Origin of the sequence: Kitasatospora sp. NPDC096128, from assembly GCF_040303105.1 — a bacterium.
In the GTDB taxonomy this organism is placed as follows: domain Bacteria; phylum Actinomycetota; class Actinomycetes; order Streptomycetales; family Streptomycetaceae; genus Kitasatospora.
In genome coordinates this window covers 1-17,839 of record NZ_JBEOSP010000042.1, presented here as the reverse complement: position 1 = coordinate 17,839, position 17,839 = coordinate 1, and the positions used below count along the sequence as shown (strand labels likewise).

The 17,839-nt window shown below is 73.6% G+C and carries 18 protein-coding genes; 11 read left to right on the top strand and 7 right to left on the bottom strand.

Going from position 1 to position 17,839, the window contains the following annotated elements; all coding sequences use genetic code 11:
- The first annotated feature begins 232 nt into the window (after positions 1–232).
- Positions 233–1,147, top strand: coding sequence for an alpha/beta fold hydrolase (locus ABTY61_RS33695; RefSeq protein WP_350508954.1), 915 nt, complete (start codon positions 233–235; stop codon positions 1,145–1,147).
- A gap of 60 nt (positions 1,148–1,207) precedes the next feature.
- On the opposite strand, the gene ABTY61_RS33690 is transcribed toward ABTY61_RS33695, so the two are convergent.
- Together ABTY61_RS33690 and ABTY61_RS33685 are read right to left on the bottom strand one after the other, a co-directional pair.
- Entirely contained in the window at positions 1,208–2,146 is a 939-nt protein-coding gene (locus tag ABTY61_RS33690) for a hypothetical protein (protein WP_350508953.1), read from the bottom strand.
- A 490-nt stretch (positions 2,147–2,636) separates the two neighbouring features.
- Positions 2,637–2,774, bottom strand: coding sequence for a hypothetical protein (locus tag ABTY61_RS33685; protein ID WP_350508952.1), 138 nt, complete (start codon positions 2,772–2,774; stop codon positions 2,637–2,639).
- Positions 2,775–3,254: 480 nt separating this feature from the next.
- On the opposite strand from ABTY61_RS33685, the gene ABTY61_RS33680 reads away from it, so the two are divergent.
- From ABTY61_RS33680 to ABTY61_RS33660, 5 genes are all read left to right on the top strand, one after another.
- The gene (locus tag ABTY61_RS33680; RefSeq protein ID WP_350508951.1) at positions 3,255–5,087 is read left to right on the top strand and encodes an asparagine synthase-related protein; all 1,833 of its coding nucleotides are present in this window, start codon (positions 3,255–3,257) and stop codon (positions 5,085–5,087) included.
- Positions 5,088–5,208: 121 nt separating this feature from the next.
- Positions 5,209–5,643, top strand: coding sequence for a lasso peptide biosynthesis B2 protein (locus ABTY61_RS33675; RefSeq protein ID WP_350508950.1), 435 nt, complete (start codon positions 5,209–5,211; stop codon positions 5,641–5,643).
- A 36-nt stretch (positions 5,644–5,679) separates the two neighbouring features.
- Positions 5,680–5,940, top strand: coding sequence for a lasso peptide biosynthesis PqqD family chaperone (locus ABTY61_RS33670; RefSeq protein ID WP_350508949.1), 261 nt, complete (start codon positions 5,680–5,682; stop codon positions 5,938–5,940).
- Between the two features lie 140 nt (positions 5,941–6,080).
- On the top strand, positions 6,081–7,853 hold the full coding sequence (locus ABTY61_RS33665) for an ABC transporter ATP-binding protein (RefSeq protein WP_350508948.1): 1,773 nt from the start codon (positions 6,081–6,083) through the stop codon (positions 7,851–7,853).
- Positions 7,854–8,025: 172 nt separating this feature from the next.
- Positions 8,026–8,715, top strand: a complete 690-nt coding sequence (locus ABTY61_RS33660) for a DUF4232 domain-containing protein (RefSeq protein ID WP_350508947.1) — start codon at positions 8,026–8,028, stop codon at positions 8,713–8,715.
- Between the two features lie 87 nt (positions 8,716–8,802).
- Here the strand turns inward: ABTY61_RS33660 and ABTY61_RS33655 are convergent, their stop codons facing one another.
- Together ABTY61_RS33655 and ABTY61_RS33650 are read right to left on the bottom strand one after the other, a co-directional pair.
- The gene (locus ABTY61_RS33655; RefSeq protein WP_350508946.1) at positions 8,803–9,198 is read right to left on the bottom strand and encodes a hypothetical protein; all 396 of its coding nucleotides are present in this window, start codon (positions 9,196–9,198) and stop codon (positions 8,803–8,805) included.
- A gap of 57 nt (positions 9,199–9,255) precedes the next feature.
- Complete coding sequence (locus tag ABTY61_RS33650; RefSeq protein ID WP_350508945.1) at positions 9,256–9,438, bottom strand: hypothetical protein; 183 nt, start codon at positions 9,436–9,438, stop codon at positions 9,256–9,258.
- A gap of 349 nt (positions 9,439–9,787) precedes the next feature.
- On the opposite strand from ABTY61_RS33650, the gene ABTY61_RS33645 reads away from it, so the two are divergent.
- The gene (locus tag ABTY61_RS33645) at positions 9,788–10,597 is read left to right on the top strand and encodes a hypothetical protein (protein ID WP_350508944.1); all 810 of its coding nucleotides are present in this window, start codon (positions 9,788–9,790) and stop codon (positions 10,595–10,597) included.
- A gap of 130 nt (positions 10,598–10,727) precedes the next feature.
- A complete protein-coding gene (locus ABTY61_RS33640; protein WP_350508943.1) occupies positions 10,728–11,090 on the top strand; it encodes a hypothetical protein in 363 nt (120 codons plus the stop codon).
- Here ABTY61_RS33640 and lanL read toward each other — a convergent pair.
- Both lanL and ABTY61_RS33630 read right to left on the bottom strand, forming a co-directional pair.
- Positions 11,087–13,621 (bottom strand): class IV lanthionine synthetase LanL, encoded by a 2,535-nt coding sequence (gene lanL / locus ABTY61_RS33635; RefSeq protein ID WP_350508942.1) that lies wholly within the window; start codon positions 13,619–13,621, stop codon positions 11,087–11,089. The two genes, ABTY61_RS33640 and lanL, sit on opposite strands and share 4 nt — an antisense overlap.
- Positions 13,622–13,623: 2 nt before the next feature.
- Positions 13,624–13,791 carry an SflA family class IV lanthipeptide gene (locus tag ABTY61_RS33630; protein WP_350508941.1) on the bottom strand — a complete coding sequence of 56 codons (168 nt, stop codon included), beginning with the start codon at positions 13,789–13,791 and terminating at the stop codon, positions 13,624–13,626.
- 342 nt (positions 13,792–14,133) lie between these two features.
- On the opposite strand from ABTY61_RS33630, the gene ABTY61_RS33625 reads away from it, so the two are divergent.
- Complete coding sequence (locus tag ABTY61_RS33625; RefSeq protein WP_350508940.1) at positions 14,134–14,634, top strand: DUF3592 domain-containing protein; 501 nt, start codon at positions 14,134–14,136, stop codon at positions 14,632–14,634.
- A 232-nt stretch (positions 14,635–14,866) separates the two neighbouring features.
- Here ABTY61_RS33625 and ABTY61_RS33620 read toward each other — a convergent pair whose 3' ends face one another.
- Positions 14,867–15,502 (bottom strand): NAD(P)-dependent oxidoreductase, encoded by a 636-nt coding sequence (locus ABTY61_RS33620; RefSeq protein ID WP_350508939.1) that lies wholly within the window; start codon positions 15,500–15,502, stop codon positions 14,867–14,869.
- Positions 15,503–15,594: 92 nt separating this feature from the next.
- Here ABTY61_RS33620 and ABTY61_RS33615 point away from each other — a divergent pair, with 92 nt between their 5' ends.
- Both ABTY61_RS33615 and ABTY61_RS33610 read left to right on the top strand, forming a co-directional pair.
- Positions 15,595–16,251: a TetR/AcrR family transcriptional regulator gene (locus tag ABTY61_RS33615; protein WP_350508938.1), complete on the top strand. Its 657-nt coding sequence runs from the start codon at positions 15,595–15,597 to the stop codon at positions 16,249–16,251.
- 115 nt (positions 16,252–16,366) lie between these two features.
- Complete coding sequence (locus ABTY61_RS33610) at positions 16,367–17,488, top strand: NHL repeat-containing protein (protein WP_350508937.1); 1,122 nt, start codon at positions 16,367–16,369, stop codon at positions 17,486–17,488.
- Positions 17,489–17,839 lie beyond the last annotated feature (351 nt).

Genomic DNA, 17,839 nt, shown 5'->3' with positions numbered 1-17,839 from the left:
GTGGCCTGCGACGACGATGAGGGGTCTGGCGGTGAGGAGGCCCCTCGCGTGTACGCGGCCGACCAGAGGCGGAAGACCGGGGCGCGGAGGGTTCGCTGCGGGCTCCCGTTGCCGGCGCTTCGACTTCGGCACGGCGTCGCTGCGGCCCTGACGGCCGAGGTTGCGGTCGGGGCTGGTCGGACCTGTTGCTGACCTTCGGTCAGTTGCTCCTGAAGCGTGCGAGCATGGCCGGATGACTGCGAGTTCCCGTGAACTGTACGAGCTGAACCGGGTGACGACGCCGGTGCTGGAGATCGCTTACCACCGGACCGGCGAGCGCCGGCGGAGGACCGATGCTCCGGTGATTCTGCTGCACGGCTTTCCGTACGACGTGCGGGCCTACGACGAGGTGGCGAGGCTGCTCGCGGAGGCCGGCCGGGAGGTGTTGGTGCCGTACCTGCGCGGGTACGGGCCGACGCGGTTCCTGGACGAGGGGACGGTGCGTAGCGGGCAGCAGGCCGCGCTCGCGCAGGATCTGCTGGAGTTCATGGACGCGCTGGGGATCCAGCGTGCCGTGGTCGGCGGCTATGACTGGGGTGGGCGGGCGGCCTGCGCGGCGGCGGCGCTGTGGCCGGAGCGGATCCACGGCCTGGTCGCGGCGGGCGGCTACACCGTCCAGGACATCGCTCGCGCGATGGAGCCCGCCTCGCCGGAGGCGGAGCGCAACCTCTGGTATCAGTACTACTTTCATTCCGAGCGAGGCCGTCAAGGGCTGGAGCGCAACCGGGAGGAGCTGTGCCGGCTGCTCTGGCGCCTCTGGTCGCCGACCTGGGCGGGGGCGGAGGAGGCGTTCGCGGCGTCGGCGGCCAGCCTGCACAACCCGGACTTCGTCGACGTGGCGGTCCACTCCTACCGGCACCGCTACGGCCTGGTGGAGGGGGACCCGCGCTACGCGGCGCTGGAGGAGCGGCTGGCCGCCCGGCCGCCGATCGGGGTGCCGGCGGTGGTGCTGGTCGGCGGGGACAACGGGGTGATCGCGCCCGCCGACCAGCAGGGCACCGGGCGGTTCACCGGTCCGTGCGAGGTGCGGACCCTGCCCGGGGTGGGGCACAACGTCCCGCAGGAGGCGCCGGAGGCCTTCGCCCGGGCGGTGCTGAGCCTGGGGTGACCCGGGGGTGTGGCGCGGGGGCCGGGTTCCGCCCGGCCCCCACGCTCCGCGCGGCGGTCGTCAGCCGTGCGTCACGCACTTGTTGGCGCTGTTGGACCACAGGCCCTGGAGGTCGAAGGTGCCGGTGCTCAGCTTGACGTAGGCGTCGAGGTTCTGGCACTCGTCGCCGATCTCACCGCCGCCGCCGTTCCAGCCGATGCTGGGCCAGAAGTCGGTGACGGTCTCCGCGTACTCGTGGGTCTCGGTGGATTCGATGCCGGAGAGCAGCCGCCCGTCCGTGAAGGTGGTGCAGGCCCCAGCCCCGGTGTCCGGGATGTACGGCAGGTTGGTGTAGGCCAGGGTGCCGTAGGAGCTGCTGGTCTTGTCGTGCCAGGCGCAGAAGCCGGAGTTGGGGAAGCCGTCCGGGTGGGTGCCGGTGGCGGACACGACCACGTACTGGGCGTTGAGGTTGGGCGCCTGGGTGGTGTTGCCGAAGTGGGCGGCGGCCTTGCCGGCCTCGGCGGCGATCTGGGCGGCGGTGGCGTTGGCGGGCGCGGCGGCCGCCTTGTCGAACCAGACGCCGGCCAGCGGGCTGGAGGCCGGGTGCTGGACGTGGATGCCCTTGGTTCCGCAGTTGGTCGTGCCCTTGGCGACGCCCTCGCAGTACTGGCTGAGGATGGTGCCCCAGGTGTCCTGGCTGCCGTAGAGGCCCTTGAACATGTTCTGCATGTCGGGGGCCACCCCGGCCGGGTCGGAGGACCACTGTGAGCCCCAGAACACCAGGTACACCTTCGGCGTGGGGGACACCACGCCCTGACTGGCGTTGGTGCCGACCGACAGGGTGTTGCCACTGGCCGTGGCCGCCCGCGGGGTGGTGCCGGGGTGGAGCGGCTTGGCGCCGAAGTGGGCGGCCGCGGGGGCGGGTTGCGCCTCGGCGCCGGTGGCCAGGGCGGTGGTGCCGAGGGCGGCCAGGGCCAGCGCCGTGAGGGTGTGGGCGGCGGCCTTGAGGGGTGTGCGCATGCGTCTGCTCCCGAGTGTGAGGGGGTGGGAGTTTGTCCGTGCGTGCTGAGCCCGGACACCACATCAACTCGGCTGTCCGTCCGTCCAGATGATGGACGCGGGACGGGGGAGCTTTTGCCGTGCTCATACCAAGTCCTTGTCGCGGGCACGCAGGGGCGGGTGCGGGTGCGGGTGCGGGTGCGGGCGGGGGTGCGGGTGCGGGCGGGGGTGTGCGGGTACCGGCGCGAGCCGGCGGGCGGGAGCTCGCGGGTGGGCACTGCGGCCGCGGGGCGACCGTAGGTCGGTACACGTCGAAATTCCCGGACCGGATTCCGGTCGGGAACTTCGGTATTTCCCGCGGCCGTCACGGGAGTTCCGATACTCAACGTGCGAGCGGCCCTCGCCGGTTCAATCCCTCGTGTGTCGGCATGCGAATCCCCGTGAAATGGGAACGGCCCGCCGGCGAGGCCGGCGGGCCGTGGTGATCGAGCCTGGATCAGCTGAGCCGAGGTCAGCGCGGCTTCTTGAACCCGAAGGTCGTCGCGTCCTTCTTGGTGTAGATGGTGCCGTCCGTGTCCTTGCTGAAGTCGCCGACCTTGGCGGCCGTGGGCGGGGTGTAGCGCTTGGGCAGCTGAATGTTCTTGGCCATGGTGATCTCCTCTGCATCGGGGCCGAAGCCCGTGGATGGCGTGACTCCATTGGGACCGGTGGCCACCGGGAGTGTCCAGTCGACTCATCAGATTCGGCCATTGACGGGCGGATTCACGTTTCCGCAGGTGGATCGATGACGGAACGTTTTTCGGCCTGATTGGCTCGAACGGTAGTTGGGGCACAGAAGTGAACTGTGGCAACAGGAGTGTCCATGCCAAGCGCTTTCTTGACGGAATTCGAATGTGATGGAAAGACAATCTTCCTCATCCTTTCGGTGCGTGAATGGCGTGATCCATAGGGGAAGTGGACCTTGCCCGGTTGTGTCGTCCTCCCCCGGTGGTGCACGGTTCCGGCAGAAGAGCGCCGAACGGCCGAACGCCCTGATGGGGACGGTCGCGCGGCACCGGCACCGGCGCGCACGCAGAGCCGCCGACACGCCGGCGGCGCGGACGCCGCCGGGAAACCTGGGGGTGGGCACGTGCAGTCGCTCAACGACCACCTGGTGGTCCTTCCGGACTCCCCGGACGGGGCCCGGGTGCATCGTCAACTCGGCGACACCGCGCCGCAGTCGGTCGCCCACGCCTCCGGACGGCCCTGGCTGGTCGGCGCCTGGCCGCCGGAGGACCTGGTGGTGTCCGAAGCCGGCCCGGTCCGGGTGGCCGTGTACGGGCTGAGCCCGGTCGGGCAGGCACGCCTCGACTCCCTCACCAGGACGGTGCGCGAGCTGTCCGACCTGGACGCGCTCGCCCGCAGCCTGCCCGGCAACACCCACCTGATCGCCTCGGTCCACGGGCGGGTGCGGTTCCAGGGCACCGTCACCGGTGCCAGGGCGGTGTACACCGCCGACCTGGACGGCGTGCCGGTCGCCGCCGACCGGGCCGACGTGCTGGCCGGGCTGATCGGCGCGGAGCCGGACGAGGACCTGATCGCCGCGAGCGTCACGTACGGGATGCTGTTCGCCCCGCTCGGCGAGCGCAGCTGGTGGCGCGGCGTGCGGGCGGTCGCCCCGGACTCCTGGCTGCTGCTGCCCGGTGACGGCCCCGCCCGGGCCGTGCGCTGGTGGCAGCCCCCGGAGCCGGACCTCCCGCTGTCCCGGGGGGCCGCCGGGGTGCGCGAGCGCCTGCGCGAGGCGGTCGCCCTGCGCCGGCCCGCCGGCCGGCTGTCGGCCGACCTCTCCGGCGGCATGGACTCCACCTCGCTGTGCTTCCTCGCCGCCGAGAACCGCCCCGACCTGCTGACCTTCTGCTGGACCGGCGGCAGCGCCATCAACGACGACCCGGTGTACGCCGCCCAGGCCGCCCGCCTGCTGCCGGACGCCCAGCACCTGACCGTGCCGGACACCGACGCCCCGCCGGTGTTCTCCCCGCCGTACTGGGCGGTCGACACCGAGGCGCCGCGCGCCGCGACCCGGGGCATGAACGCGATCCGCTTCGGAATCCGGCACCTCGTCGACCACGGCGCCACCCGGCACCTGGCCGGACACGGGGCCGACGAGCTGTTCACCGGTGGCACCGCCTACCTGCGCACCCTCTTCCTCCACCGACCGGTGACCGCCTGGCGCCAGCTGAACGCCCACCGGGCCCTGAACAGCTGGCCGTTGCTGCCCAGCCTCACCGGACTGCTGCGCGGCGGTGACCTCGGCACCTGGTGGCGGCAGTGCGCCGACGACCTCGCCCGCACCGCCTCGCCGTCCCGGGCCCCGGCCCTCGGCTGGGGGGAGCGGCTCCCGGCCACGCCCTGGGCCACCGGGGACGCGGTGCGGACCACCCGGACCGTCTTCCACCGAGTCGCTGACCAGGTCGTCCCGCTGGCCCGGGACCGGGGACAGCACGAGGCCCTCACCGCGCTGCGCAGCGCGGGCCCGGTGCTGCGGCTGGTCAGCCGGGAGTACACCGCCTCCGGGCTCCCGCTCGAACTGCCGTACCTGGACGACCGGGTGGTCGAGGCCGTCCTGGCCGTCCGGCCGCACGAGCGGTACAGCCCCTGGCAGTACAAGCCCGTGCTGGCCACCGCGATGCGCGGGCTGGTGCCCGGGGTGATCCTCGACCGGACCACCAAGGGCGACTGCGAGGAGCCGGTCGACCGCGCCCTCCAGGAGCACGTCCCCGACCTGCTCGACCTGTTCGAGGACTCCGAGCTGGCGCGCCGGGGCCTGATCGACCCGGACCGGCTCCGCACCACCCTGATCACGCCGCCGCGCACCGAGGACGTCTGGTCCGCGCAGCTGGAGGCGACGATCGGCGCCGAACTGTGGCTGCGGGAGGTCGCCGCCCGCCGCGCCGCGACGCCGACGCTGAGCGGCCGGCCGTGAGCGGTCGGGCGCTGCCCAGCGTTGCACTGCCCAGCGTTGCACTGCGCAGCCAGGCCCCGAGCAGCCAGGCCCCGAGCGGCGCCGGTCACCCGCGCCGTGTACCCCATCCCGAGGAGATGCTGTGACCAGCCCGCCCTACGCACTCCAGGCCCGCGCCCGGCTGCCCCTGCACCGGCGCCTGCTGCCGCTGACCGCCGTGGCCGTCGCCCGGCCGCTGTCCACCCTGCGGCCCGACCGCCTGCAGGCCGTCCTCGGCCTGCTGAGCACCGGCGCCCGCCCGGGCACCGCCGCCCAGGCCTCCGCGGCCCGGGCCGCCGTCGTCGCGGTCAGCCTGCGCTGCGCCGTCCACAACTGCCTCCAGCGGTCCATCGCCACCGCCCTGCTCTGCCGGTTCAAGGGCGCCTGGCCCACCTGGCAGGCCGGGGTGCGGACCACGCCCTTCGCCGCCCACGCCTGGGTCGAGGCGGAGGGCCGGGTCATCGACGAGCCCTACCCCGACGGCTACTTCCGGCCGCTGGTCACCGTCGCCCCCAAGCAGCCGGCGCGCACGGCCTGACGGCCGGCCGCGCCCCGACCTCCCGAGGAGGACCTCATGACACTCCGTCTGACCGACCACACGGTGTCCACCGACACCCACGACGGCGCCGTGCTGCTGAGCCGGCGCACCGGGCACTACTGGCAGCTCAACCAGACCGGTGCCTACGCCCTCCAGCGCCTGCTGGACGGCTGCACCCTGGACCAGGTGGCCGAGGAGTTCGCCGAGCACTTCGACATCGCGCCGACCCAGGCGCACCAGGACCTGACGGCGATGACCGAACGGCTCCGCACCTCCGGCCTCGTCGAGACCGGCTGACCGGAACCGGCTGACCGGAACCGGCTGACCGAAGGGGCCGACCGAAGGGGCGACGTTCCAGGACGCGACAGGACGTGACCGGACGCGACAGGACGCGACAGGACGTGACAGGACGTGACAGGAAGCGAGGCGTACGCACGATGCTCCGACAGCTGTGGACCCTGACCCGGGGGCAGCGGCGCCCGCTGGGCGTCGCCCTGCTCCTTACCCTGACCGCCGCCGGCGTGGGCGTCGGGCAGCCCCTGGCGGCCAAGGGCGTGGTCGACGCCGTCACCGCGCACCGCCCGCTGCTGTTCCCGTGCGCCGTCCTCGTCCTGCTGCTGCTCGCCCAGGCACTGATCGGCGCCTGCGCCACCTTCCTGCTGGAGCGCACCGGTGAGCGCTTCGTGCTGGGCATGCGGACCGGCCTGATCTCGCACCTGCTGCGGGTCCGGATGGACGCCTTCGACCGGCTGCGCGTCGGCGACCTGATGGCCCGCGCCTCCGCGGACGTGGTGGTGCTGCGGGAGGCGCTGACCCACGTCTCGGTCCAGATCGCCACCAACCTGTGCGTCGCCCTGGGGAGCGTCGTCGCGATGTTCGTGCTGGACCCGCTGCTGATGCTGCTCATCCTGGGCGTGCTGCTCGGCTGCGGCTTGGTGATCAACCGGCTCTCGGCGGAGATCGGCCGCTCGTCGACGGCACTGCAGAGCGCGGTGGGCGCGATCTCGGCCGGGCTGGAACGCGCCCTGTCCGCCCTGCGCACCGTCCGGGCGAACCGCGCCGAACAGCGCGAGATCGACCACCTGGACGGGCTGGCGCACCGGGCCTACGACGCGGCGGTGCGCAGCGCCCGGCTCACCGCCGTGGTCGCCCCCACGGCCCAGCTCGCCATCAACGCGGCCTTCATCCTGGTGCTGCTGTTCGGTACCGCCCGGGTCGACCAGGGCGCCCTGTCGCTCGGCGCTCTGGTGGCGATGCTGCTGTACGCCTCACAACTCACCGGGCCCGTCACCGAACTGATGGAGGGCATCGCCTCGGTGAACCGGGCCAAGGGGTCCGCCGAGCGGGTCCAGGAGGTCTACACGCTTCCCGTCGAGGACAGCGCGCCCGCCGGGCCTGCCGCTCCTGCCGCGCCCGGCCGTGCCGCCGGTCCTGGTCCTGCCACCGTTCCACCGCTGCGGCCGCCGGACGGCGCGACCGGGCCGGCGCCCGCGCTGGAGCTGCGCGACCTGCGGTTCGGCTACAGCCGGGACGCCCCCGTCCTCCGGGGGCTCGACCTCACCGTGCCGCCGAACGCATTGGTGGCCCTGGTGGGCCCGTCCGGGGCCGGCAAGTCGACCACCTTCGCCTTGATCAACCGCTTCTACGAGCCGTGGAGCGGCAGCCTGCGGATCGACGGGCAGCCCGCCGCCGACCTCGGCCTCGCCCAGTGGCGCTCCCGCATCGGCTGGGTCGAACAGGACTGCCCGATCCTGCACGGAACCCTGCGCGACAACCTCCGCTACGCCGCGCCCGACTCCACCGACGAGCGGCTGTGGCAGATGCTCGACCTCGTCAACCTCACCGAGAAGGTGGACCGCCTGCCGGACGGGCTCGACAGCGAGGTCGGGGAACGCGGCGTACGCCTCTCCAGTGGCGAACGGCAGCGGATCGCCATCGCCCGCGCCGTACTCGCCCGCCCCCGGCTGCTGTTGATGGACGAGCCCACGGCCCACCTGGACCCGGCCAACGAGGCCGCCCTCACGGTCAACCTGCACAAGCTCCGGGAGGAGTGCGCCCTGCTGGTCATCGCCCACCGGATGTCCACCATCGAGGCGGCCGACAGTGTGGTGATGCTCTCCGGGGGAACCGCCTCCGCCACCGGTACCTACGCGGAACTCCTGCGCGGCCACCCGGACTTCCGGCAGCTGTCGGGGCAGCGGCAGCGCTGACTGATCATCACGGGGGCGCGGTTGTCAACTGCGTTGCCCCCGAACGAGTGTCACGGTCCCGTCCCTGTCATGTCCTGGCGATTGTGACGCGGGGTGTGCCACCGAATGCCGTGGGCCGACGTCTTGTGAAGTGTTCCAAGCAGTCAGCACACACCGTCCTCGGGGAGCCACCATGTCCGTCCGCCACCGTCGTCCGCTGCTCGTCGCCACCGTCCTCGTCGGCGCGGGGCTGGCGCTGACCGCCTGCGGGCCCGACAACACCGACACGGCCGCCGGGCCGACGGCCGCCGCGCCCACCACGGTGGCCGCGAAGCCGACGGCGGGCGGCAAGGCCACGGCGGGTGCGCCGACCACGGGTACGGGCTCGCGCCCCGCCACGCACGCGCCGTCCGGCGGCACCAACTCAGGCCCCGGCCACCCGTGCGACATCCGGAACCTCTCGATCCACGTGTCGGCCCGCTCCGGGGCGCCCAGCCAGCGGGTGATCGAGGTGCACAACACCGGCGGGAACTCCTGCACCCTGAGCTCCTCCCCGGGTGTCGACCTCGGCAACGCCACGGCGCGCGACCAGAGCAAGAACATCAAGCCGATCCTCGCCAGCGGGACCACGCGGTTCACCGTCGCGGCGGGCCAGAAGGCCTACGCGGTGATCGACCTCGACCCGAGCGGTGCCACCGCCGGCACCGCCCCCGGCATCGACGAGATCAACGTGCTGGCCGACGACGAGGGCACCAACATGCCCCTGTCCAACACCCAGAACTTCCCGCTCGGCGCCGACGCCAAGGTCCTGGAGCCCAAGATGAGCATCTACCGGGCCACCGTGGCGGAGGCCGTCACCTCGATGACCGCCGCCCCGAACTAAGCCGGTGCCACTGGTGGATCGCGGCCGTGCGGCCCGGCGGCGGGTGTCGCCGGGCCGCACGGCCCTCGGGCGTACCGGGCGCGGGGCTCAGCGGGCGAGCAGTTCCGGTGCGCGGTGGGCCACCGTGCGCTCCGCCTCGCGCCGGCCGCGCGGGGTCAGCCGGGCGAGCAGGTCGTGGTCGACGGCGCCGCGGTGGATCCAGATCTCCGCGATCGACTCGGCGCACAGGTCCACCAGGGTCTCGTCCGGCTGGGCCGGATCACCGGCGGTCCGGGCCAGGGCCGCGACCACCGCGTCGGAGGGGAAGGCCGCCAAGTCCGAGGCCGCGTCGTACTGTTCGTCCAGCCGGACATCGGTGTCCGTGCCGAGCAGGATGCCGATGAGCAGGGCCTCTCGCTCGCCGGGCAGGTACTCGCGTCGGGGAACCGGTCGCTGCGCGGGCCCCTGCTGGGGTTTCCGCCTGCCCCACGAAAAGGTCTTCAACGGATTCTCCCCCGTGCGTCTCGCTGCGCTTCTCGGCCCCGACCATATCGTGGACGCTCAGAGCGGCGAGAACCCGAGCCGTGACACCACCGGGTCGAGCTGCGGGCAATAGCCCGTCGAGCAACAGGTCGTCGCCGAGGAGACGTTCGAGCAGCTGATCACGGTGTCCGCGGTCCCGGCGATGATCACACCGACCGGCGCCATCGCGTCACCCTGCGGCGCCGCGCGGTCGCCGGTCAACCGGAACCTTCCGCTCCCCGCCCTGCTCCGGCTCCTCGCCGGCTCCTCGGCGCGCGTCGCGGAGGCCGCGGGGGCCTCGCCGTACCTTCCCGTCGGGCCCATGGAGCGGTTGCTGACAGGGGCCGGGGTGTAGTTGCGGGGTCGTCGGTCTCGCCGATCATCCCAGTCCCCAGGGTCACCGGGCTGATCCTGGGAGTGGGGCGTGCCGGGTGGGCGGACGGGGTACCCCAAGGGCATGGCGATCTTCCATAGGCCGGGTCGCTTCAAGCGGCCGGGGCGTTCAGGTCAGCGGGCTTCGGAGGCCGGCCCGGCGCGGCCCGAGGCCGTCGGCGGAGCCGATGCGGTCCCGATGGAGGGCCTGGCCGAGGGCCTGGCCGAGCTGGTCGAGGGGGCCGAGCGGCCGACCGGGGCGTGGCAGGTCGCCGAGTACCGGGCGGAGCGCGGCAGGGGCCGGGCGCTGGTGGCGAGCGGGGCGCGGCTGCTGGGCAGTGGCGGGCTGGCGGCGGCCAGGGGAGCGGCGGTCGGGGGCAAGGCCCTCGCCGAGCAGCTGGTCCGGGCCGCGCCGCGGATCCCGGTTCGTGACCTCGCCACCCTACGTGCCCAGCACCCGGAGGCGGCCGACCCCGAGCGGCTGGCCGACCTGCTGGTCGCCGGGGCCACCCGGGCCTCCGCCGCGCTCGGCGCTGGGGTCGGGGCCGCGGCCATGCTGCCGGTGCCGCCCGCGATGCCGCTGGAGATCGCGGCCGAGACGCTCGCGGTGGCGGCCGTGGAGGTCAAGCTGATCGCCGAACTGCACGAGGTCTACGGTGTCCCGGCGCAGGGCAGCGCCACCCAGCGGGCCGGGGCCTACCTGGGCGCCTGGGCGAACCGCCGGGGGATCGACGCGATGCTGCTGACCCGCCCGGCCGGCTTCGCGGCGCTCGCCCTGGGCGCGGAGGTCCGCCAGCAGGTCCGCCGCCGGCTCACCCGCAGCTGGATGCGGCGGTTGCCGTCGGTGACCCCGCTGCTGCTGGGTGCGGGCATCGGTGCGACGGTCAACCGGCGCGACACCCGACGGCTGGCCGGGCAGGTCCGGGACGACCTGCGGTCGCGCCCGGCGGCGGACGTCGGCTACTGGGCCGCGGCCGGGCCGGTGGTCGAGGGCGAGGTCGTCCCGTAGGGCCGGTCTTCGACCGGAGGCTTCCGGTCGGCCGCCGTTCCGGTCGTCGAGGTTTGTCGGTGCCGTAGCGGGTGACGGCCGATCGGTGGTGCGCTAGCCTCCCCCCGCGGTCCGACGACGGGGGAGAGCGATGAGCCGACAGCACACCGAGCCCTGGTACGCCACCGGCCTGAGAGCCGGGCTGGAGCTGGTCGGGTGGATCGGCCTGCCGATCGCGCTCTGGCCGCATTCGGTCCCGTTGGCGATCGGCGTGGACGTGCTGCTGATCGGTGTGCCCGCCGTGCTGCAGACTCCGGGGGACAAGCCGGGGACGGTGGTCGCGGTGCCCGGGTGGGTGACCGTGCTGATGGTGCTCGCGGAGCTCGCGGGTGCCGTCACGGCCGCCTGGCTGCTCTTCCCGCGCTGGGCGGCGGGGCTCGTCACGGTTCTCGCGCTGGCCTGTTGCGGCACCGAACTGCCGCGCTGGCGGCGGCTGTTGAGCCGGGAATCCTAGGGCGTGCCGAGGAGGCCGAGGCGCGGGCCGCCCCGGTCGTGCAGCCGCCGGAGGAAGCCGAGCACCCCGGCGGAGCCGCCGGCCCAGGTGGCGCTCGGCCGGGCGAGCCCGGTGTCCGGGAACACCGGGCGGGACGGCCGGCCGCCGCTGCGGCTCAGGATGATCTCCGCGACGGTGCCGGCGGCGTCCCAGAACTCCTCGGCGCCGGACGCGAGGCCGACGTCCACCAGCAGTTCGCCGACGCCCGCGAGTCCGCAGCACTGGGTGACCAGCGGCATCCGGGGCGCGAGCACGGCGCAGGTGCGGGCGGCCTGCCGGGCGAGGTCCAGGTAGCCGGGCTCGGCCAGCCGGTCGGCGGCCCGGACCAGCACCGCCCCGACCCCGGCCAGGCCCCGGCACCAGGAGCCGTAGCGGCGGGTCGCCCCGGGTGCGGTCGCCCGGGCGATCAGGTCCGGGGTGACGGCGGCGAGTCGGGCGCAGGCCTGCTCGGCCCGGCGCAGGGCGGCCGACTCGCCGCTGGAACTCCCGTACTCCAGCAGGAAGTAGGCGACGCCCGCCGTGCCGTGCGCCAGGCCCTCACGCAGTGCGGCGCTGCCGACCGTGTCGGCACCGGCGGGCGACAGGCGGGCCCGGCCGGAGGACAGCGCCCGGGCGCACTCGGCGGCCACGGCCAGGTGCCGGTCGCGCTCGGCGGGCTGGTGCGCGCGCCGGGCGAGCAGCAGGCGGCCGACCCCGATCCCGGCGACGCCCTCGATCAGGTCGGCCTCCGGCGGCCCGCCGTCCGGGCCGTGGGCCGGTAGGTCCCTGTCTCCGACGCAGCCGCCGGGCAACCCGGCCTCGGCGAGGAACAGTTCGACCCCGGTCCGGCCCGAGTAGAACCCCGGCGAGAGGCGCCGGGATTGGCCCGCCGTCCACCCCGCCAGCGCCTGGACGGCCTCCGGTACCCCGGGCCGGCGGAGGTGGTGGAGCAGTTCCAGGCCGAGGCCCGCGCTTCCGCCGTAGACGTCGATCGGCGTCGGGACGGCGGCCCGGGCGGCGAGCGCCGGGTCGGCGATCCGGTGGGCCTCGGCGACGCAGTACGCGGTGGTGTGCTCGATGATCTCCCGGAGCAGGTCGGCGTCGATCCGGGGCCGTGGTGCGGGCGGGCGCGGTGGCTCGACCGCCGTCCCGACGCGGAGCCGGGCGGCCCCGGCGGTCCGGACGGCGGGATCGAGGCTCGTCAACTCGCCTATCAACGCGAGGAGATGACTGTGCTCCTCACCGGGAAGTGCCCACGTCAGACCGGCCAGGGTGCGGTCGCGGTTGACGGCGGCGTTGCCGTCCACGATCACCGGGTCCAGTCCGGTGGCGGCGAAGCCGAGAGTCGCGCCCAGCGCGTGGAAGTCGTCGGCGGGCTCGGCCGCTCGGCCCGCCGGGCGGCGTACCGGCTCGCTGTAGCCGGGCGTCGAGCCGTCCGGGCCGGTGCCGTTCAGGGCGCTGATCCCGAAGTCGACCAGCCGGCAGCGGCCTTCGGCGTCCAGGGTGATGTTGTCGGGTTTCAGATCGCGGACGACCACGCCCCGGCGGTGGATGCCGTCCAGGAGGCGCAGCAGCCGTCCGGCCAGCTCGGCGAGGTGTGCGGTGCCGTACGGGCCGTGCTCCTGGACGGCCCGGCGCAGGTCCCGGTCGCCGCAGTCGGTCATCACCAGGTACTCGTCCGAGCCGTGCCGGAAGGAGTCGAGTACCCGGGGTACGTCGGGGAGTCCGTCGAGCGCGGTGAGCACCGCCCGCTCGTGGCGCAGCCGGTCCCGGGCGTCCGCCCCGGACTCGTCCTCGGCCACGAAGGCGCGGGCCTGCTTGATCACCACGGCCTGTCCGGTCCTGAGGTCCACCGCCCGGTAGACGTTGCCCTGCGGCTTTCGGGCGATGCCGCGGGTGACCCGGTAGCGGCCGCCGCCGAGCCCGGGGGAGTCCGCCAGGGGCCGGGCCGCGTGGGCCGCCGGGGCTGCCCGGGTCGTCCGCTGCTCGAACGGGTCCTCGGCCCAGGGCGGGCAGCGGTAGGAGCCGGTCGCCAGTCCGTCGAAGGCCCGGCCGTCCGGGCCGAGCATGACCGACTCCAGCCGTCCGCCGCGTCCGGTCCGGTAGTCGCCGGTGAAGGGCCCGTAGCGGTAGTGGACGGGTGCGCCGGGGTCGACCCGCCGGTCGCTCACGACCTGCGGCCCCTCCCGCCCGCGCAGCACCGCGACGAGTTCCCCGGCCAGTGCGACGACGGTGCCCGGGGCCGGGTACACCGTGATCGCCTTCCCGACCGAACCAGCGCTCCGCACCCCGGAGTTGAGCTCCCGGAGCACCTCCGGACCGCTCGCCCACTTGGCGTGGCAGACGTACCGGGCCAGGACCGGCAGGACGAGGGCCAGTACGGTGTCCAGCTCGCCGGGGCGGGTCGAGACGTGCAGCTTCCAACCGTGTTCCACCGCCGGCATCCGCGGGTCGTTCAGGTACGACCAGGTCTCGTCGGACCAGCCGCGCCGGCCGACGGTGGAACCGGTCACCGTCAGGAGTTGAAGTCGCAGGCGAAGCGGGTGGTGGCGGTCACCCACGGGTCGGCGAGACAGGCCGTGGCCTCGCGGTCGGCGCGGTCGTCGTCCTCGAACGCGATGGTCTCGTCATCCACCAGCAGTGGACCCGCGTCGCGGATCTCCTCGATCATGGTTCCGGGCATGGGAAACCTCCAGATCTTGTGGTGCCTCCGGTGATGGTGCGGGTCCGCAGCCCGTCGAGCTGGCCCAGCGGGCCGGGGATCCTGATCCACGAAGGTAGGGAGGAACGTTCCGCCTGACAAGGGGTCAGGACGCATCGACTCCACTTCCCGGACACATTCGTGGAGGAATCGTCAACGTGCCCGCGCCCGCGGCTGATCGCTCTCATCGGTGGTCTCGCGGTGAGCGTCGGTTCGCGGGCTGGTGCTGGGCGGCGACGACTGGCAGCAGGCTCCCAGGCGGCCTCTTGAAAGGGAGTTCCGCTCCATGCGCAGCGCTCGCCCCGGAGATGTAATGATCCACTCATGCGACGGGGGATCAAAGACGCGCGTCTTCCACGGAACCGCCACTGGGCTGCCGGCATACCGCTGGCCGTCCTCGGCATCGGCCTGATCGGCGCCATGGTTCACCTGGGGAGGCAGGAGCACGACTTCGAGAGCCGAGCTCTACACGCCCAGGCCACGATCATTCGCATCGAGCAAGCCCAAGACCATCGGTCGAACGGCGCCCGGTACCTTCTGGGGTTCGACCCGAGCACCCGCCTGGCGGCTGAGTGGACGAGCGGCGGCGGTGTCACGGGCAACGTCGGCACCACCGTCGACGTGATCTACGATCCGTCGGAACCCACTCACCTCGAAGCGACATCCGACCTGACCCTCAGGCGCCGGCTTCCGGCGGTCATGTTCGGAGGCGGTGGTGTGACCGCTCTGGTTGTTGCCGCGGTGGCGCTGTACGGTGCGCCGCGACACAAGGCCGACCTGTCAGCCCTCGGGCCCACCGTCGAATCCGGCGGTGGGTCCGGATGACGGACCGCCGCGACACGCCGCTCACCCACGGCGGCATCAGGACCTTCCTCTCCCGAGCACGCTCCACCCCCACCCACCGCTGAGGGCTGTCCGCGCACAGCACCGGTCAAGGTCGTCTGTCCCGGGACGACCGACACCGACCCGCAGCTGTCTCACTCGATCCAGTCCACGCAGGTCAACGCGACCCCGGTCGACTGACTTCGTTGCGACCGGTCGGCGGCCGCCGCCCGGCTCAGGAGCTGACGCCGACCGCGTGCCGGTAGCTGGTCGGGTCGGCGACCAGGTCCAGCATGGCCCGGGCGACGTCGGCGCGCGGCACGGTGGACCCGGCTGGGCCGGACTCGACGGCGTGCCGGTAGCGGCCCCGGCCCGGCCGGTCGGTCAGCCGCGGCGGGCGTACGGCCGTCCAGTCCAGGTCGCTCTCACGCAGCACGCGCTCCATCGCCTCCAGGTCGGTGTACACGTCCCGGAGCACCGCCCAGAGCAGCGGGCCGAAGGCCTTCGCGGCGAGGACCGGCTGCCCGGCCCCGGAGCGGTTGAGCGGCGCGGCGCTGACCACGAGGATGCGGCGCACCCCGGTGGCCGCCATCGCGGTGACGGCTGCGCGGGCGGAGTTCGAGGCGGGCTTGAGCGGGTCGGTCCGGCCGGCCTGGCCGATGGCCGAGAGGACGGCGTCCGCGCCCGCGATCACCGGCTCCAGCGAGGCGGGGTCGAGCGCGTCGGCCTTGGCCACGGTCAGCCGGTCGTGGCGGACGGGCAGTCGGACCGGGTCGCGCACGGCGGCCGTGACCTGGTGCCCGTCGGCGAGCGCAAGGGTGACCAGCTGGCGGCCGATGCCGCCGGTGGCGCCCAGAACAGCGAGTTTCATGGCCCCTCCCTCGGGGTGGGTGAGTGCTCACTTCCTTCTTCTCCTCCAGAGTGGGTGAGTGCTCACCCACCTGTCAAGGTAGGCTGGTGCCCATGACGAACGAGGGGACCCGCGAGGACGGCCGGCCGCTGACCGGAGCAGCCCTGACCAGGGCAAAGGTGCTGGACGCCGCCGCCCGGCTGATCGGCACGGTCGGGCTCGTCCGCGCCACCACGAAGGAGATCGCCCGGGAGGCCGGCTGCTCGGAGGCCGCGCTCTACAAGCACTTCCGGGACAAGGAGGACATCTTCGTCCGGGTGCTGCGCGAACGCGCCCCCCGGCTGGCCGCCGCCGTCGCCGAACTCCCCGACCGGGCCGGGCAGGGCTCGGTGCGCGAGCACCTGGAGGCGGTGGTGGTGATCGCCGTGCCGTTCTACCGGCAGTCGTTCCCGATGGCCGGCGGTCTGCTCGCCAGCCCCGAACTGCTCGCCGCCCACCGCCGCAAGCTCGACGACGCCGGCCCGCACCACGTCAGCTCCCACCTGGCCGACTACCTGCGCGCCGAACAGCGGCTCGGCCGGATCGCCGCCGACGTCGACCCGGACGCCGCCGCGATGCTGTTGATCGGCGCCTGCTTCCACCGCGCCTTCCTGGAGGTCTTCTACGCCGGCGAGGCACCGGCCGAGGCGCTGCGCCCCGCCGATCCGGACGAGTTCGCCGCGGCGACGGTCCGCGCCCTGGTCGGCGGCATCGAGGCTCCGGAGGCCTGAGGCATTCGGCCGACGCCGTCGCGCAGAGGGTCGGTACGGGTGCCTAGCGTGACCTCCTGGGGGGTTGGCCCAGTACTTCCGCGGGCCCGGCCCGCGGCCCCAGGAGGCAGCACCCATGAGACTTCGTTCCATCGCGCTGATGTGCGTCGCGCTGACCGTCGGCCCGACCGCCGCGGCGGCCCCGGCCGGGGCCGCCGAGCCGCGGCCGTTCCTCGACCGGCTGAACACCGTGTCCCTCGTCGCGTCCACCGTTCCGGAGAACGGAGACGTGAACCCGTACGGCACGTTCACGATCCGGGAGACCGTCGGCGACCTGCACCGGGGCAGCGTCCTGGTGAGCAACTTCAACAACTCGGCGAACCCGCCGGCCGGCCTGCAGGGCACCGGTACCACGCTGGTCCAGATCGCACCGAACGGCACCCGGACGACCTTCGCCACCATCGACCCGGACAACCTGCCGGGACCGTGCCCCGGCGGGGTCGGCCTCACCACGGCGCTGACCGTGCTGCCCGGCGGCTGGGTGGTGGTCGGCAGCCTGCCCACCAGCGACGGCACGTCCGCGACCGCCCAGGCCGGCTGTTTGCTGGTGCTCGACAAGCACGGCACCGTCCGGGAGACCATCATCGGGGACGGCATCAACGGCCCCTGGGACATGACCGCCGTCAGTACCGGCAGGCGGAGCCAGCTGTTCGTCACCAACGTGCTCAACGGGACGGTCGACGGCGGCGGTCAGGAGGTCGACCAGGGCACGGTCCTGCGGATCACCCTGCGGACCGAGGGCGACCAGCCGCCGGTCCGGGAGGCCACCGCCGTGATCGGCTCCGGCTTCCCGGAGCGGACGGACCCGGCGGCGCTGGTGGTCGGCCCGACCGGGGTCGGTCTCCACGACGGCACCCTCTACGTCGCCGACACCGTGCTGAGCCGGATCACCGCGATCCCGGACGCCTTCACCCGCAAGGACAGCGCCGGCATCGGCCGGGTCCTCACCTCGGGCGGCAACCTCAACGCCCCGCTGGGCATGGCGATCACGCCCAGGGGCGACATCCTCACCGTCAACGGCGGGGACGGCAACATCGTCGAGACCGACCGGGCCGGGCGCCAGGTGGCGGTCAAGGCGATCAACAGCGAGGGCACCCCGCCCGGCGCGGGCGCGCTCTTCGGCCTCGCGCTGGACCTCGACCACGACGCGGTCTACTTCGTCAACGACGCGGACAACGCCCTCGACGTCCTGCACTGAGAGCGGGGACCACCCGGTGCCCTGCGAAGGACAGCCGGTCGCGGGGGCCGCGACCGGCTGTCCGGCTGAACCGCCCTGCCGGCCGGGCGGCAGGGGAGTCCCGCCCGTGTTCGCGGACACCGGCGGCTCGACCGGGCCGGGGTGAGTCCGTGCGCCCCGGCTGCGCCGCTGCGTGTCCGGCTCGGCTCCCTGGCCGGGGGACCCGCGGCGGTGTAACGTTTTGATCAAGCAGTCGTGGTTCCGAAGTTCTCGCCCGCGGTTCCGGATCTCCACTGCCGTCAGCGAGTCGAAGCCCAGCTCCTTGAAGGCCTGCTGGGCCTGCACACCCTCGGCCGACGCGTGGCCCAGGAC

What these genes read in the sequence shown, in the direction of transcription:
- ABTY61_RS33695 (WP_350508954.1), top strand. Translation starts at nt 233, where the DNA reads ATGACTGCGAGTTCCCGTGAACTGTACGAGCTGAACCGGGTGACGACG.
- ABTY61_RS33690 (WP_350508953.1), bottom strand. Translation starts at nt 2,146, where the DNA reads ATGCGCACACCCCTCAAGGCCGCCGCCCACACCCTCACGGCGCTGGCC.
- ABTY61_RS33685 (WP_350508952.1), bottom strand. Translation starts at nt 2,774, where the DNA reads ATGGCCAAGAACATTCAGCTGCCCAAGCGCTACACCCCGCCCACGGCC.
- ABTY61_RS33670 (WP_350508949.1), top strand. Translation starts at nt 5,680, where the DNA reads ATGACACTCCGTCTGACCGACCACACGGTGTCCACCGACACCCACGAC.
- ABTY61_RS33665 (WP_350508948.1), top strand. Translation starts at nt 6,081, where the DNA reads ATGCTCCGACAGCTGTGGACCCTGACCCGGGGGCAGCGGCGCCCGCTG.
- ABTY61_RS33660 (WP_350508947.1), top strand. Translation starts at nt 8,026, where the DNA reads ATGTCCGTCCGCCACCGTCGTCCGCTGCTCGTCGCCACCGTCCTCGTC.
- ABTY61_RS33645 (WP_350508944.1), top strand. Translation starts at nt 9,788, where the DNA reads ATGGAGGGCCTGGCCGAGGGCCTGGCCGAGCTGGTCGAGGGGGCCGAG.
- ABTY61_RS33640 (WP_350508943.1), top strand. Translation starts at nt 10,728, where the DNA reads ATGAGCCGACAGCACACCGAGCCCTGGTACGCCACCGGCCTGAGAGCC.
- ABTY61_RS33630 (WP_350508941.1), bottom strand. Translation starts at nt 13,791, where the DNA reads ATGCCCGGAACCATGATCGAGGAGATCCGCGACGCGGGTCCACTGCTG.
- ABTY61_RS33625 (WP_350508940.1), top strand. Translation starts at nt 14,134, where the DNA reads ATGCGACGGGGGATCAAAGACGCGCGTCTTCCACGGAACCGCCACTGG.
- ABTY61_RS33620 (WP_350508939.1), bottom strand. Translation starts at nt 15,502, where the DNA reads ATGAAACTCGCTGTTCTGGGCGCCACCGGCGGCATCGGCCGCCAGCTG.
- ABTY61_RS33615 (WP_350508938.1), top strand. Translation starts at nt 15,595, where the DNA reads ATGACGAACGAGGGGACCCGCGAGGACGGCCGGCCGCTGACCGGAGCA.
- ABTY61_RS33610 (WP_350508937.1), top strand. Translation starts at nt 16,367, where the DNA reads ATGAGACTTCGTTCCATCGCGCTGATGTGCGTCGCGCTGACCGTCGGC.